The organism is Vibrio sp. 10N.261.51.F11, assembly GCF_041471665.1.
Lineage (GTDB): Bacteria > Pseudomonadota > Gammaproteobacteria > Enterobacterales > Vibrionaceae > Vibrio > Vibrio crassostreae_C.
Map to the genome: position 1 here is coordinate 55,362 of NZ_JBFROW010000031.1, position 14,111 is coordinate 69,472.

General features: G+C 44.0%; 16 protein-coding genes. 8 read left to right on the forward strand and 8 right to left on the reverse strand.

Going from position 1 to position 14,111, the window contains the following annotated elements:
- Positions 1-32 precede the first annotated feature (32 nt).
- Positions 33-419: a thiol-disulfide oxidoreductase DCC family protein gene (locus AB4351_RS10305; protein WP_017062190.1), complete on the reverse strand. Its 387-nt coding sequence runs from the start codon at positions 417-419 to the stop codon at positions 33-35.
- A gap of 162 nt (positions 420-581) precedes the next feature.
- On the opposite strand from AB4351_RS10305, the gene AB4351_RS10310 reads away from it, so the two are divergent.
- A complete protein-coding gene (locus AB4351_RS10310; protein WP_017065247.1) occupies positions 582-1,139 on the forward strand; it encodes a DUF1439 domain-containing protein in 558 nt (185 codons plus the stop codon).
- 216 nt (positions 1,140-1,355) lie between these two features.
- Here the strand turns inward: AB4351_RS10310 and AB4351_RS10315 are convergent, their stop codons facing one another.
- The 3 genes from AB4351_RS10315 to AB4351_RS10325 all read right to left on the reverse strand — a co-directional run bounded on the left by AB4351_RS10315 (position 1,356) and on the right by AB4351_RS10325 (position 3,012).
- Positions 1,356-1,514, reverse strand: coding sequence for a hypothetical protein (locus tag AB4351_RS10315; RefSeq protein ID WP_372050963.1), 159 nt, complete (start codon positions 1,512-1,514; stop codon positions 1,356-1,358).
- 2 nt (positions 1,515-1,516) lie between these two features.
- Positions 1,517-1,720, reverse strand: a complete 204-nt coding sequence (locus AB4351_RS10320) for a hypothetical protein (protein WP_017069640.1) — start codon at positions 1,718-1,720, stop codon at positions 1,517-1,519.
- A gap of 80 nt (positions 1,721-1,800) precedes the next feature.
- Entirely contained in the window at positions 1,801-3,012 is a 1,212-nt protein-coding gene (locus AB4351_RS10325; RefSeq protein ID WP_372125882.1) for a carbohydrate porin, read from the reverse strand.
- A gap of 583 nt (positions 3,013-3,595) precedes the next feature.
- On the opposite strand from AB4351_RS10325, the gene AB4351_RS10330 reads away from it, so the two are divergent.
- A complete protein-coding gene (locus tag AB4351_RS10330; protein WP_372072970.1) occupies positions 3,596-4,504 on the forward strand; it encodes a LysR family transcriptional regulator in 909 nt (302 codons plus the stop codon).
- A gap of 59 nt (positions 4,505-4,563) precedes the next feature.
- Here AB4351_RS10330 and AB4351_RS10335 read toward each other — a convergent pair whose 3' ends face one another.
- Positions 4,564-4,950, reverse strand: a complete 387-nt coding sequence (locus tag AB4351_RS10335) for a hypothetical protein (protein ID WP_017071821.1) — start codon at positions 4,948-4,950, stop codon at positions 4,564-4,566.
- 17 nt (positions 4,951-4,967) lie between these two features.
- Complete coding sequence (locus AB4351_RS10340) at positions 4,968-6,629, reverse strand: amidohydrolase family protein (RefSeq protein WP_017071822.1); 1,662 nt, start codon at positions 6,627-6,629, stop codon at positions 4,968-4,970.
- A 435-nt stretch (positions 6,630-7,064) separates the two neighbouring features.
- Between AB4351_RS10340 and AB4351_RS10345 the strand changes: the two genes are divergently transcribed.
- Both AB4351_RS10345 and AB4351_RS10350 read left to right on the forward strand, forming a co-directional pair.
- On the forward strand, positions 7,065-8,627 hold the full coding sequence (locus tag AB4351_RS10345) for a glutamate synthase-related protein (RefSeq protein WP_372125885.1): 1,563 nt from the start codon (positions 7,065-7,067) through the stop codon (positions 8,625-8,627).
- Positions 8,628-8,952: 325 nt separating this feature from the next.
- Entirely contained in the window at positions 8,953-9,474 is a 522-nt protein-coding gene (locus tag AB4351_RS10350) for an NADPH-dependent FMN reductase (RefSeq protein ID WP_102320546.1), read from the forward strand.
- 110 nt (positions 9,475-9,584) lie between these two features.
- Here AB4351_RS10350 and AB4351_RS10355 read toward each other — a convergent pair whose 3' ends face one another.
- Positions 9,585-10,397: an enoyl-CoA hydratase/isomerase family protein gene (locus AB4351_RS10355; RefSeq protein ID WP_136975921.1), complete on the reverse strand. Its 813-nt coding sequence runs from the start codon at positions 10,395-10,397 to the stop codon at positions 9,585-9,587.
- A gap of 130 nt (positions 10,398-10,527) precedes the next feature.
- On the opposite strand from AB4351_RS10355, the gene AB4351_RS10360 reads away from it, so the two are divergent.
- The 4 genes from AB4351_RS10360 to AB4351_RS10375 all read left to right on the forward strand — a co-directional run bounded on the left by AB4351_RS10360 (position 10,528) and on the right by AB4351_RS10375 (position 13,192).
- Complete coding sequence (locus tag AB4351_RS10360; RefSeq protein WP_012604456.1) at positions 10,528-11,487, forward strand: LysR family transcriptional regulator; 960 nt, start codon at positions 10,528-10,530, stop codon at positions 11,485-11,487.
- 153 nt (positions 11,488-11,640) lie between these two features.
- Positions 11,641-12,090, forward strand: a complete 450-nt coding sequence (soxR, locus tag AB4351_RS10365; protein WP_102320544.1) for a redox-sensitive transcriptional activator SoxR — start codon at positions 11,641-11,643, stop codon at positions 12,088-12,090.
- Positions 12,091-12,236: 146 nt separating this feature from the next.
- Entirely contained in the window at positions 12,237-12,617 is a 381-nt protein-coding gene (locus AB4351_RS10370; protein ID WP_372125887.1) for a VOC family protein, read from the forward strand.
- 155 nt (positions 12,618-12,772) lie between these two features.
- Positions 12,773-13,192 (forward strand): globin, encoded by a 420-nt coding sequence (locus tag AB4351_RS10375; RefSeq protein WP_372125889.1) that lies wholly within the window; start codon positions 12,773-12,775, stop codon positions 13,190-13,192.
- A gap of 96 nt (positions 13,193-13,288) precedes the next feature.
- Here AB4351_RS10375 and AB4351_RS10380 read toward each other — a convergent pair whose 3' ends face one another.
- The gene (locus tag AB4351_RS10380; RefSeq protein ID WP_280603525.1) at positions 13,289-14,059 is read right to left on the reverse strand and encodes a DUF481 domain-containing protein; all 771 of its coding nucleotides are present in this window, start codon (positions 14,057-14,059) and stop codon (positions 13,289-13,291) included.
- Between the last annotated feature and the right edge of the window lie 52 nt (positions 14,060-14,111).

The following is a 14,111-nucleotide window of genomic DNA, read 5'->3' on the forward strand; positions in this document are numbered from 1 at the left end:
CAAAGTCGCCAGCGGCATGTCTTAACTCAACACTATTTTGTGCAGCTGTTACCGTTGCAACGTGATTTTCCGGTTAGCCAAAACGAAATCTTATATCGATTTTTGGCAAACCGTAGATAACACCAATCTGCCATTGGCTTAAAAATCGCCCAACGTAACGGGGCATACAGCCAACCCTTTCCTACTAGCTTCCACGCTTGGTAAGTCACGTCTAAACCGAGCAGCAGCTTTCCGTTTTCGTCCAGTGCATGCAAGATTGTATTGGCTGCCTCGGCATCTATTTGCGGGTAGTTTGAAAACGCTTCACTGTAGATATCGACGGTCTGGATCTGATCTTTGGAATCAGACTTAGTCAGTGCTGCCATCTCTTTTGCACAAAGTGGACAGGTTCCATCGTAAAATATCGTTAATGCAGTCATTGTTTTCCTTACTATTTTCGTCAATTCTCATTGATACGACATCACCATTTAGGTGGATCATTCTGCCCAGTTATCCGACACTGTTATTGTGACAACCAATTTACAGTATCATCTCGAGGTAACATCCGTTCCATGCATTTAAAAAATAAGAGCCTATCTCCAATGACAACAAAGTTAATGAACCGTTTGATTATAGCTGTGACAGCCCTGATGCTCAGTGGTTGTGTTAGCTACAGCATTACCGAGCAAGAAATGACGAAGTACCTTGAAGACTCAGTGATGCTAGAACAAGAGGTTGGTGTACAAAGTGTGATGTACGCACAAGTGGCTGTGGATGATCTAGAAGTGCAAATTGGTCGAGCCGATGCACAACGCGTGTCCGTGTTGGCGAATACCAATGCAAAAGTTCAAGTGTTCAATATGCCTAATATGGGGTTGGATTTAGACTTAGAGTTCAGCGCGATTCCCGAATACGACAAGGAGAGTGGCGAGGTGTATCTAAAGTCGCTGCGACTAGAGCGCTTTGAAGAAAAAGGCAAACAGCTTTCGCCTGAAATAGAGACACTACTCAAACCAGCTGTATCGATGATAGGTTTTGCTTTGTCCCAGTCTCCGGTTTACAAACTCGACAGCAACAAGGTTCAAGAGTCGTTGATTAAGTCATCGGAACCCAATCTAGTGATTAAAGACAATAAATTGGTTATCGAATTGTTTGATTAGAGGCTTGTTGTATTAAAGGTTGACTAGTTTTTGCCTGAGTACGGAGTAACTTGTTATTGTGTACTCGGGCTGAGGTTAATTCACTCTTCTGATTGTTGTTCGATAAAAGCCATTAACCAGCAACTTATTTGGTGCTAGGGCATTCAGTCGAGATGTCTCCAAACTTTTGTTTATGAACATTGATTGTCAGATCACTCGGTTTACTCCAATCGATGATTAACTTAAAAACATGTCGTAATCAGAATTTGGCCATTCTGGGATTGGGTCAACGTTATCAAAGCGATGCTTAATCAAAGTAACAAGCACTTCAATGCTGATGTGTTCCCACGCCAGTAAAAGATCTGCATTACGGTATTTATCTAAGAATAACTTCAAAGTCATTCCAACCATATTGTGTGTTGATGGGCATGCCATATTGGATCGCAGTTGGAGCAATGGTTACCAAGGCCGTCATCTGGCTTTTCGGCATGTCGAACAAGAATAATTCGTTGTACTTGATCGTTACTTGTTTTTTCTGCTTCCGCAGTCGCAGTATTACAAGCCATACCTAAGAGTATCGCCAAGAATATTTTTACTTTCATTTTTTACTCGAAATTTATTTAGCACTCCTGCAAGGTTAATAACGATATTTTCCTTAATATCATTTGTACGTGTGTTTAATTTAGAACTCGAATTTTGCTTTTAGGGCAAATACCACATCGGTTTTATTCTGGATTAAATTGATGTTGTCGAAGCCATTGGTCAGATCAACCGCGGTGTGATTCAGAACTTGCACACTTGGAGAAATTTGCAGCCATGGTGTGATTTGAGCTCGGTAATACGCTTCAGTTGTATATTGGTCGTCTAAGTCCAACCCTTGCGTTGTGCTCTCCATTGGGCTTGCCCAGTTAACTGCCAGTCCAAACATGTCTTGGTTTCTCTGTGCAGGAATGTAACCAAAGCCGGCGCTTACTGAGGCGTCATACATGGCTCCGCCATCTTGAGCCCATCCAGCCCTAATGAAAGGCAACCAACGTTCAGCCACTAAACCTGATAGAGACAGGTTGATACCGTAACCTTCATCATCGTTTCCAACTGCGTCACGCTGCCATAGGCTGATATGAGCATTGCTGATGAACAGCATATCTTTACTTGGTGTCCAACCGAGTTCTAAGCTTTTCCAAGTGGCCCCTGTGTCAAAGAGCTCTTTGGCTCCTTCAACTAAGTCAGAAGCGTTGCCTTTAGCATCAAGAATACTGGCCGAGCCATAAATGCTATCTGAGAAAAAACCGCCGGCCATAACACCCAGTGCACCATCAGGCAATCCACCAATCGTTCCACTTCCGGAAGTAAACACACCACTGTTGAAGTCATTCCATGGGCTAGCTAACGCATAAAAATCGGTGTAATCCGTCATGTCTAAGAAACCGGCGTAAACCACCATCTGTTCTTGCAGTAGAGATTGACGCCAAAATAAATGAGTGGTTCTAAAGCCTTGATCACCATATAAGGAGTGAGCAAAACCTAAGTAACCGAGATCGGCCAAACCGTATTCTTTCGGGGAGTTTTCTGTGTATTTATGTCTATGCTCAAACTTGAATACAATTCCGCCTTTGTCTCCATCTTCTGTCTCTATAAGATCCCATTGACCAAAGACTCTTAATGCTCCTGCCGCAGCAGATGCATCCCCAAGAGGATCAATCGCTCCCATACTCAGCATGTTGTAATCCATGCCCAACTGTAAGCCATACTCTTTTTGAAGGTTTTGCTTGGTTTCATTCCATGAATCGTAATGTGAACGCGAAGTCGAGGACTCTACTGACATTACTTCAGCGGTTGTTGCCCCTGATGCCAATATCAGAGCAATCGTTGACATATTCAAAAGATGTTTCATTTTAACCTCTTAGTAATTACGACTCAGCTTGGTTAATCAAATACGCTGAGTGCAAAAATAATGATGTATCTACTTTAGGATTGGATGACTGAACTTGATTGTTACTTCGCCATAAGTGTTCTCAACTCTAAGCTCTCCCCAGCGAGATTTATCTTGTGATAAAGGTGTTGCTAGACGGAGTGTTGTTTTCAAGGTGCTGCTTTCAAGATCGCCGTCGATATATGTGTATTCCGGATTGAAGGTGAAAAAAGTGCCATCGTCGCCAGTTTTTAACGTTCAGGAATGCCGCAGCAGTACCACCAATCGCGGTTTGGTTGTTGATGCCAAATCCACCGCTTTGGATAAAGTCTTCTTTGTATTCGTATCGGTATTTCACATAGGTTGTTTAGATAAGCCGGAATGATATAAACGTTTAATGGAAACTCAGAATTGCTATTGTCTGACGTGATCAGACAAACTATTTGAACCTTGTTGGTTTTTTTTGAGGTGGAAGTCGTAACCTATGCATGTTCTGTCTATACTCATCACGTCAAAGTGATTGATTTGACAGTAATAAAGCATTATTTGAATATTGGAGTCATCTATGAATTTCAGCCTCGAGCAACTCTCCACCTTTGTGACGGTTTACGAGCAAAAATCTTTTAGCAAGGCTGCCGCTAAGCTAGATAAACACCGTAGTACCATCGGGCAAGTTGTTGTCAATTTAGAGGATATTCTTGATGTCGCACTCTTTGAGCGCAAAGGTCGCAGTGTTGAAGCAACACAAGAAGGTAAATTACTTTACCGCTATGCCAAGCAAGCCGTTGAGCAGCTAAAAGTCTTTGATAAAATAGCGCTCAACATCTCCCAAGGCGAACCAGAAACCATCAATATCGGTTATCTAAGCTTTATGCCACAGCTCATTTTGGCTGATATCAGAATGCAATTACAAAAAGACTTTCCAGGTTGTCGAGTCAATATGCTGGTCATGAATAAAAAGGAGATTGAGCAGGGGATTGAAGATGGGACACTGCACTTCGGTTTTTTGAATACTCATGAGAGTAGGGCGATGAATAGCTTTCACGCGGTTTACCTAGAAACCCTTACGCTGCTCCCATTCGCAAGTAAAGGCAGTGAACTGAGTAAAACGCCACCAAACGAACTGTTCTCTAAGTTAAAAATATCTAAGCAGTTAATCTTGAAATCATTAATCGATGAAGGGATGGCAGATAAAGTCACCCTTTCTGCTAACTATGAGCTTGTTGACCAACTTGCGCTTGTGATCCAATTGGTTCGGCTAGACTTAGGTTGGGCGTTACTTCCTCGCTCTGTTATTTACTCTGAATTTGTGCAGCAGAATTTAGTTGAGCTCAAGCCTACTGAGATTAAAAAAGGTTTAGAGGTTCCCATTTCTTTATGGAGCCCACATTCTTTACATATTGAAGGGATAAGGGAATCTATCGTTACTGCTGCTAATGAATACATCCAACACGTTTATGATGAATACTTCTAACTTGGGTTTATTAGATGAAAAAACAGCCAGTAAAAATCACTGGCTGTTATGAGGGCATATTAGTGCGCGTTAGGTAGATCGTCTCCAATCGCTTGTCGTAACTTCATCAGTTTCGTTCTTTGCCAGATATTCGTCCTTGATATCTGAATCTCGAACTCTTGATGTTCATCACAAAAGATCGCTGATGGCAATTGGTCATAACTTCCGATCAAATCATCAACTTGCACCTGAGACAAATTGGCGACATCTACGCCGACTTCGCTTACATATGAGGCCAGTTTACTCTCCTGAACTAACGTTGGCGCTTTCGGTTCTTTGACAGATATTTGTTGTCCTGTTTGTTTAAAACTAGACACATCAAATCCCATATCATCGATGCTAGTTGCACTTGTCGTTCCTGAAAACGAACCCGTGAGTAGCAATGCACATATAGCCTTTTTGATCATGATTACCTCACTTTTTTCTATAGTTGCGGATTGCCAGAGGCACCCGAGTCATCGATAGAAATCGTTGGTACTGTTAGGTTTTCCAAGAACTTTTCTTTGCTCAATCCTTCAAATCGCGATTCATCCGATGGTGTGTTACGAATGGGTTGGCCTGCCCATACTTTTTGGAACTCAGCTTCTTTAACCACTTGCTCACCATTTACGATGACATAAGAAATACCGGTTGTTGGATTGCCTTGTTCTTTGGCTTTGTAAGTCGCATTATCGGTTACGTTTTCTGGGTCGAAAATGGTGATATCCGCAACCATGCCTTCTTGCATACGACCACGAACTTTCATTGATTCAACCCCCGCATCACCTAGATGCTTTGCTGCCCAGTAAGACGTTTGAGCAAGTGTGAATAACAATGGTACGCCTTCTTCACGTGCCATACGTAATACTTTGCCTCGAGTACCCGCAGTTCGAGGGTGACCTTGATATTCTGTTGGATCGGCATCCCAAGAATCAGTACCTAAACCTGAATAGATAGAATCTGCTGCAACGGTCATGTTTGGAATTTGTAGCCAGTATTTCATCCAATCTTTACGTGCAGGGCTAAACAGAACCACCAAGTGACCCGGTTCTTCAGCGGCAATGACCAGATACTCTTCTTTGGTCAGAAATTTATCGCGTGTTGGGTCGTACATCATTTCTTCATACTTCGCGTTGTACATCCCTTCCACAGACTCCGGTACAAGGAAAGATGAACCAATCGCAGTGGATGCCGCATCATATGGATAGTATTCAGACCACATCACTAAGCCTTTCTCTCGTGCAAGCTTTAGCTTTTCTTCTACTTCCCACCAACCGAAGTCGTTGTTGTGGAGCATCAAAAATGGTAAGTCGAGAAGCATCGCATTGGTAAAGATTTCGTCAAAACCCAGCTGTGCTTCTGGATTTGAAGGGTTAGCGTGAAAACGGGTATGTGATGATACAAATCGGTCCCAGTTTGCTGCGACTTTCATGGACTCGTACATCTCAAATGCCGTCAAACCATCTTTCATATAAGCGGTTGTTGAAGCTAGGTTCAATGCACCTTCTGCAAAGCCTTGATCAAGAACAGAAAGGATTTGGTTCATCTGCTCGATATCAGCTTTGGTCTCAGACCAGCCACTCACACCGTCTTTAGCCGCTTCAGTTCGAAGCGAGCCAAGAATCGTAGTTGCATCATGTGGGCCTGTAATTTTCACTTCAGGATCTAGGATTTGAAGACGAGCTCCTTCGTGGCTGACACCAGTACCGTAGTTCAGTGGCCATTTACCCGCTTTTTCTTCATACCACTCACCGACGCGAATCGCACCGACTTCCAGATCCATACCCGTTGTTACACCATCTAGGGCTGCAAGCTTGATAGATAAACCATCTAGCGAGTGAAAGTGGGTATCAATGAAACCTGGGGCAACCACTTGATTTGTTGCATCGATTGTCTCATCACCGTCGAGTTTTTCTGCCGTGATTTTGATGATTTGACCATCTTTGATCCCGACGTTTAATACAGCATCCAGCATGCTTTCAGGGTCCATCACTCGTCCATTCTCGATAACTAGGTCGTAATCCGCGGCAAAAGCACCTGACGCACCTAGGCACAATGCGATACTAACAAGTCCGCTTATGCGGCCTTTCTTGAATGATTCTTTCATGATTTCTCTCTTTGTTGCTGGAAAGGTTAAAGTGTTTACCTATTTCAGCTGAAATTAATTGTCGTACTGCCGTTTGTATTTCTGGCTTACCTTTGGAAGCTGAGATAATTCTAGCTCAATTTTTATATAACAAAATTTCAGTTTGTCTGATCTAACCCTACAAACTTAAAACTTGAGTTGATGATGAGAGCCTTGGTGTTGGTCTTTAAAAGTGGTTTTCCATTATTTAGACAGAATAGATATTGTTGAGGCATAAAACCAAGATATGAATATCAGCACGATGGCTATCGGTTTGATGGTGATTCAGGCTTTAGACTGGAGTCGCTTTACTTCATCCGTTTATTGAATTCGCTGGGTATCTCACCTTTACTTTACTCTTGTGAGCAAGTCATCGCTTCAGTCATCAAATCATAAGAAAGAAAAGGTGAGCGAACTATGAAGAGTCCAGTAATTGCGGATAACAAACCCGTTAAAGTAGAGCTGACGAAGGGAGAGAAGTATTACTTCTGTACCTGTGGGAAGTCGAAAAACCAACCGTTTTGTGACGGTTCTCATGCTGGTACGGGGTTCAAACCGAAAAGCTTTGTCGCCGAAGAGAGCGGAGACGCCTACCTTTGTCGCTGTAAGTATTCCAACAACCTTCCTTTCTGCGATGGCACTCATAAACAGTTCACAGCGGAACAAGTTGGGCAAGAAGGCCCGGAGGTTCACATTCAAGCGGCTGCGCCAGATTTGTCGCCAGCTGCGAGCGCAACCAAAGAAGAACCTACCGTCGAGTTTATTCATCAACTGGCGCGTGATGGTTTATCCAAGGTTGGACATCATGGGCCAATGACCTCCATGGGCGTTCCAAGACATCTATTGCCTCACTGGGACGATATTCAAGTGATGGTCGCGCAAATGGCCACCAAGCCTTTGCTGGAGAATGTGCCCGTTGGAACTGAACTGATTATTGGCCCCAAAGCGAAGAAGCCACTCAAATTGGACATCTCTTTGTTTGTGTCTGATATGAGTTTTGGCTCGCTATCTGAAGAAGCAAAAGTCTCATTGGCGAAAGGTGCCGAACTCGCAGGGACGGGTATCTGCTCCGGTGAGGGCGGTATGTTACCCGAAGAGCAAGCGGCGAACTCTCGCTACTTTTATGAATTAGCCAGTGCTCAGTTTGGTTACGATGAAGCTAAGCTCAAAAACGTTCAAGCCTTCCACTTTAAAGGCGGGCAGGGTGCCAAAACCGGAACGGGCGGGCACTTACCGGGCGCGAAGAACATAGGCAAGATCGCGGAGGTGCGTGGCATTGAAGCGGGCACGGCAGCGATTTCTCCACCCACCTTTGTCGACCTTAACACGGTCGAGGATTTTAAAAAGTTCGCCGACCGTGTTCGAGAGGTGACAGGCGGTATCCCGATTGGCTTTAAGTTAAGTGCCAATCACATCGAAGAAGACATTCAGTTCGCGCTTGATGCCAGTGCCGATTACATCATCTTAGATGGGCGTGGTGGCGGTACAGGGGCGGCGCCAGAAATGTTCCGTGACCATATCAGTGTTCCCACTATTCCAGCACTCGCTCGCGCTAGAGCGTATCTCGATAAACAAGGGGTCAGTGACAGAGTCACATTGATCATCACGGGCGGCTTGCGCGTGCCGATGGATTTCGTAAAAGCGATGGCGCTTGGTGCAGATGGTGTCGCTATCTCGAACAGTGCCATGCAGTCGATAGGTTGTGTGGCGGCGAGAATGTGTAACACCAATAATTGCCCGGCGGGTATCGCGACTCAAAAAGCCGATTTACGCCAACGGTTAAATGTCGAGAAGGCATCGAATCAATTGAAGAACTTCTTCGAAGCCTCGACTGAGTTGATGCAAGTGATGGCGAGAGCGTGTGGTCATGATCATTTGAATCAGTTTAATCCTCACGATTTGGCAACATGGAATCGCGAAATGGCCGAGCTATCCGGAGTCGCTTACTCTGGTGTCAGTCCATTAAATCAACTTAAGTAAATAGTATTTCGATAAAGCACACTCACTGTATTTTGGGTGTGCTTATTTTTGTCTGTGTAATGCCAATCTATGTTTAACCTTTCATAATTAACTGCTTTATAAGTGTTTTTAAATTATTTCCTATTTTTTGAAAATATAGATTTACCTCAAGTTAACTTGAGGTTTTATCATCATCCCCAATCTAAAAACACAATCTATCACCTTGTCGCCTAGTGCAGGTTTTGATGTTATCAAACAGACGTTACGAATCTTCAGTTATGAACTTTGAGCTCCGTAATTGAAGTCATGAGTGCATAAAGGTGAGAAAACTGAACAAGGATCAACAATGAAAGTATTAGCAATTGGCGCAACCAACAGTAAAGCATCGATTAACCAACAATTGGCAGCGTACACCGCAAGCTTAGTTGAGGGCGCGCAAGTAGAGGTGCTCGATCTTAATGATTTCGAGATGCCTATTTATAGTGAAGACAGAGAAAAAGAGTCCGGCGTTCATCAACACGCGCAGCGCTTTTTCAGCAAGATTGGCGAAGCTGATGCTGTGGTCATCTCTTTTGCAGAGTACAACGGTTCATACACCGCAGCTTTTAAGAATGTGTTTGATTGGACATCACGAATCGACATGAAAGTGTATCAAGGTAAACCTGTGGTTATGCTCTCCACATCACCAGGCCCCGGTGGCGCAAGCTCTGTGTTGTCGTCTGCGGTAAATTCCGCACCTTACTTTGATGCAGATGTGAAGGGGTCGATGTCGGTGCCAAGTTTCTACGACAACTTTAATGTAGAAACGGGTGAGATCATCAATACCGAAATGGCCGAGAGCCTGAAATCGATCATGAGTCAGATCTAACTGCTTCAGTGAGTGAGAGAATTACTACATCGGTGCACAGATAAATAGATAAATAAGTAGATACATACATAAATGGCCATCAAGCGATGGCCATTTAATTGCGTCATTGTCTATTGTGATAACTCTGCTGCGGTGTCAACGAAGATACCTTGAATGTCTTTCGCTTCACGCTCAGTTTGACCACCGTGTTTTAGAAACGCACCGATAATTGCTGCGGTTTTCTGCTCTTTTGCGCGCTCTAAGAAGTAACGAAGTTCTAGTTCAGCGCCCGCTTGCTCATCTTTGATTGAGGCAGCGATGATCTCTTTGTACATCACGATATCACGTACTTCTAATTGGCTGATTACACCGAGTGTCGCTGCTAAGAAACCCTCTAGCTCTGCCTTCGGTACAAACTGCGTGATGATGTTACGCTCTTCTGCTTGTTGAGCCGTAAAATCGTTACCAAGCAGCAAAGCTTGTAGCGCTTTGTTTTTGCCCATGCGTCTTGCAAATTGAACTGCGCCTTGGCCACCCGTTGGGATGTTTACATGAATTTCTGGTTGTGCGAACGCCGAGTTTTCAGTGCCGTAAGCAAGGTCACACGCCATCACAAATTCATTACCGCCCCCACGAGCTACGCCATCAACTACCGCGACAGAGACTTGTTTCATCGCTTTAATGTTCTCAATCATGTGGTTGAATTCAATCGAACCAGCTTGTCCACCTTGTGTACCGTTGATCACATTGAGATCTAGGTGAGCCAGAAAGAAGCTCTCATGTAATGATTTGAAGACCACAACCTTAGTATCACGATCATCTTTCAATGAAAGTACAAAGGCATTGATCTCGTTGATCAAGTCGAAAGTCAGCACGTTCACTGGTGGGTTGTTGATCGATACTGTTGCGATGCCATTTTGGTTAGTCACAGATAGTAGTGTCATGGGGTGTTCCTCTATTAGGTCGGGACTGAATGTTGTCTCCATTATGTGCAGCTACTATAGATTTGTAATAAGATGAGAAAAATAGTCATATTGGCACTTGATTGGTGCCTTAAATGCAACAAAGGGCGTTATGGATATATCGAGTCGTTTATTATTGTTACTTGAAGTGGTTGAGCTGGGTTCGTTTGTCAAAGTGGCGGAGCAAAGAAACGTCGACCGTTCCGTTATCTCTAAACAGATCAGCCGTCTTGAAGAAGAGCTGGATGTTCGGTTACTCAATCGAACCACTCGTTCGTTATCTCTGACAGCTGCAGGCAATGAGATGGTCAATCAAGCGCATCAGCTTCGTGCACTGTTGAACGATACTCGACGCTTGGCGCAAAATTATCATGCAGAGCCTCGAGGGTTATTAAGAATCACCAGCTCGACCATGTTCGGTCGACAATATGTTCAGCAGGCGATTGCGGTTTTCCAGAAGCAGTATCCAGATGTTGATTTTGAATTGAGACTCGAAGACCGAATCGTCGATATGGTTAAAGAAGGGTTTGATATTGGTTTCCGTATTGGTAAGCCCAAAAACTCCAGCCTAATCAGCCGTAAGATAGCCAGAAGTCGATTGCTGATTGTCGCTTCACCTGAGTTCATTGCTCAGCATGGCGAGATCAACACCATCGAAAAGTTAGAGTCATTACCTGCGACTATCTATGCCGCTCCGGGTTTGTTGATTGATAAGTTTTCTTATGTCGATCAAGAGGGGCAAGCGCAGCATTTCCAGCTTAATGCCGCTTATAAAGTGAATGACGTTGAGATGATTTCCAAGAGCGCGCTAACTGGCAGTACTCTCGCGGTTGTCACGGCGCAGATGATTGAAGATGAAGTGCTCAGTGGAGAGTTAGTGCCTATTATGACTCACTTAAACTTGGATGACTTTGGCACTTTCTATGCGGTGTACCCACATCGAGATGCACCCATAAAAACCAAGCTCTTCATTGATACATTGAAAACCATTGTCGGTGAAGATAAACCTGTGTGGGAGCAAGGCATTCCCGGGTTTGACGACATGTATGGCAATCAGCGAACAAAATCATAGCTCAAAAAAATCAATACGTTAGGTTGCTTTGTTGCGCGTATTTTGTAATCTAGCCCAAACCTAAGTTTGAACGCAAACTTCAAGTTAAAGTGAACTATATTATACTGGTTATTATCAGGAAGAAACGGCTATTCAAACAGGAAGTGAAAGATCATGAGAAACATCGTATACCTCACCATAGGCCAGTTGGCTGAGCGCAGTGGCGTGGCTCCTTCGGCCTTACGCTTTTACGAAACCAAGGGGTTGATTGCTTCAATTCGTACTAACGGAAATCAGCGCCGTTATCAGTCGGCGATGTTGAGAAGAATTGCTTTGATACAAGTCGCACAGTCGATTGGCTTCACGCTGGAAGAGATCACCGAAGAGTTATCGACACTGCCGATGAACCATACCGCGACTAAGCGAGATTGGGAGCGCGTTGCTAAGAAGTGGCAGGGTCAACTTGATAGCAAAATGGCGCAGATTAAATCGCTACAAGAAAACTTAACAGGCTGTATCGGTTGCGGGTGTTTGAGTATGCAGAAATGCCACTTGTTGAACCCTGAAGATATTCTGCATGACCAAGGGCAGGGCGCACAACGGATCGTTGATCAGACTAACTGAGTTCCCGAAAGGCATGGAACAGCGAACTAAGTTTCAGGTGTTTGCTCAATGGGTTAAGCAACAGTTGTGACCGAATAGCGTGCCTAGACAAACACGAATTATAGGTCTAGTTTAGATGGTTCTTTCAATAAAAGAAGAGGTTAGTTATGTTCAGCCATGTTTTTCTCGGTACCGATGATATTGAACGCGCGAAGGCTTTTTATGACCCAATCATGAAAGTGCTTGGTTATAGCGAAGGCTCTGTTGATCCCAAAGGGCGCTGTGTTTACGTTAGCCAAACGGGTGTGTTGGGCTTAACGAAGCCGATTGATGGTCAGCCTGCGACTCACGGCAACGGTATGACGGTGGGTTTTCTTGCGTCTTCTCCTGAAGTTGTAGATGAGTGGCATCGAGTTGGCGTCGAAAATGGCGGTACCAGCATTGAAAATGGCCCCGGAGCGAGAGGTTCTGACGAGCGTCGCTTGTACATGGCTTATTTGCGAGATCTTGATGGAAACAAGATTTGTGCAACGCACTTTATGCCGTAGTTTACGTTATGCCACAGTTCGCCTTATGTCATCGTTCAAGATATGCAACGATGGCGTATAATTAGAGTGTGTTGATAGTTTGGAGTTAGTTTATCGCTGCTCTGAACTAACCTGTTATTTTAAAAACCTGCTGACTATTGCAAAGGACTTGCTAGATGAAACCGAACGAACTGTTTTATGAAAGCTTTGAGCGCTGCCGGATTGACCAAGAATTTTTGGAGAGCTTTCTGGCGGATTTTTGCGAGCATAATCCAAGATTTTCAGAACGTTTTGAAAAGATAGGATTAGAGCATCAAACCAAGATGCTTAAAGCCTCGATCATTCTTATCTATAACTCTGCTGGTCTACCAAGCGTGCGTAACTCAGTAAAGAAATTGGGTAAAAGGCATAAAGACCTAGGGCTGGATATTTCCGAGATTGAGCTCAACGAGTGGTTCAATTCGTTACTCAATACGGTTAAGAAATACGATCCTCACTATGATGAAAGCGTTGAACAAGCTTGGACAGAAACTCTCGAAGCTGGCTTAACTATCATGAAGAAAGAATGTATTGTGCCACACCCTGTGAATCCATAGGTAAGTCACCAGCAGCTTTTCGTGAAAGGTAGACTTCGTTTGAAAGGTAAGCCATGAATCTGGCTTACCTAAATTTCTAATATCCTGACTCTCTAATTAAAAGTGAGCAGCCCAACCAATCAGGAACCCTTGCGATGCGGTATCGTATTCAAAGGTACCTTTGTTTTCGTAATCAACCCAAGTGGATTTGTAGGCAACATTTAAGTCAGACCAACTGTTTATCTGGTATCGCACGCCAGTTAACAGAGACGAGGTAAAGTCGGTGTCACTGCCAAGCCCTGCATCAATGGTTGCGTGAAATTTCCAATCCTTATTGATCTGCGTTATCCATCTCACACCTATTTGGTAATCAACCCAATCTTCATCGAGTGATCGGTCTGCACTTAGATTGCCACCTGAACCGTAAAGCTTGGCATCGATGTCGTTATCCCACCAACGAAGCCCAAACAGATAATCAATCGTGCCAAAATCGTACTGGTAGCGCTTAAAACCCTTCACATCTAAAACACCTTGTCGGATATCAAGGTTGCCCCTCAATACCTCTAGGTTGCTACCTAACACTGAGTTTGTTTTTCCGCTTAACTTCATGAAGCTGTAGTCAATGTAATAGCCCCACTGATTGTCATAGATACCCTCTAAACGCACCATTGCGGTCATATCAAGATGATCCATGATGAATGCAGGATCAACATCGACATCAGCAGACAAATCACTAATGGTGCTGTCTCCGCGGATGTTGAGTGCGAGCGCGTAAATTTCGAAGCTATGTTGCCACTTTTTTGTATCCGCTTGTGTGCTTGCTTCCTGAGCATTTACGGTTGAACTGGCAGCCAATGCTGATGCGAGTAGGTAATGCCATTTAGCCATATTGATATCCTTATCTTTTGTGTGAAGTAGCAAGTTTATGAATGTGCCTTCC

Excerpts from the sequence above, each read along its gene's own strand:
- AB4351_RS10305 (WP_017062190.1), bottom strand. The coding sequence starts at position 419 with ATGACTGCATTAACGATATTTTACGATGGAACCTGTCCACTTTGTGCA.
- AB4351_RS10310 (WP_017065247.1), top strand. The coding sequence starts at position 582 with ATGACAACAAAGTTAATGAACCGTTTGATTATAGCTGTGACAGCCCTG.
- AB4351_RS10320 (WP_017069640.1), bottom strand. The coding sequence starts at position 1,720 with ATGAAAGTAAAAATATTCTTGGCGATACTCTTAGGTATGGCTTGTAAT.
- AB4351_RS10325 (WP_372125882.1), bottom strand. The coding sequence starts at position 3,012 with ATGAAACATCTTTTGAATATGTCAACGATTGCTCTGATATTGGCATCA.
- AB4351_RS10330 (WP_372072970.1), top strand. The coding sequence starts at position 3,596 with ATGAATTTCAGCCTCGAGCAACTCTCCACCTTTGTGACGGTTTACGAG.
- AB4351_RS10335 (WP_017071821.1), bottom strand. The coding sequence starts at position 4,950 with ATGATCAAAAAGGCTATATGTGCATTGCTACTCACGGGTTCGTTTTCA.
- AB4351_RS10340 (WP_017071822.1), bottom strand. The coding sequence starts at position 6,629 with ATGAAAGAATCATTCAAGAAAGGCCGCATAAGCGGACTTGTTAGTATC.
- AB4351_RS10345 (WP_372125885.1), top strand. The coding sequence starts at position 7,065 with ATGAAGAGTCCAGTAATTGCGGATAACAAACCCGTTAAAGTAGAGCTG.
- AB4351_RS10350 (WP_102320546.1), top strand. The coding sequence starts at position 8,953 with ATGAAAGTATTAGCAATTGGCGCAACCAACAGTAAAGCATCGATTAAC.
- AB4351_RS10355 (WP_136975921.1), bottom strand. The coding sequence starts at position 10,397 with ATGACACTACTATCTGTGACTAACCAAAATGGCATCGCAACAGTATCG.
- AB4351_RS10360 (WP_012604456.1), top strand. The coding sequence starts at position 10,528 with ATGGATATATCGAGTCGTTTATTATTGTTACTTGAAGTGGTTGAGCTG.
- soxR (WP_102320544.1), top strand. The coding sequence starts at position 11,641 with ATGAGAAACATCGTATACCTCACCATAGGCCAGTTGGCTGAGCGCAGT.
- AB4351_RS10370 (WP_372125887.1), top strand. The coding sequence starts at position 12,237 with ATGTTCAGCCATGTTTTTCTCGGTACCGATGATATTGAACGCGCGAAG.
- AB4351_RS10375 (WP_372125889.1), top strand. The coding sequence starts at position 12,773 with ATGAAACCGAACGAACTGTTTTATGAAAGCTTTGAGCGCTGCCGGATT.
- AB4351_RS10380 (WP_280603525.1), bottom strand. The coding sequence starts at position 14,059 with ATGGCTAAATGGCATTACCTACTCGCATCAGCATTGGCTGCCAGTTCA.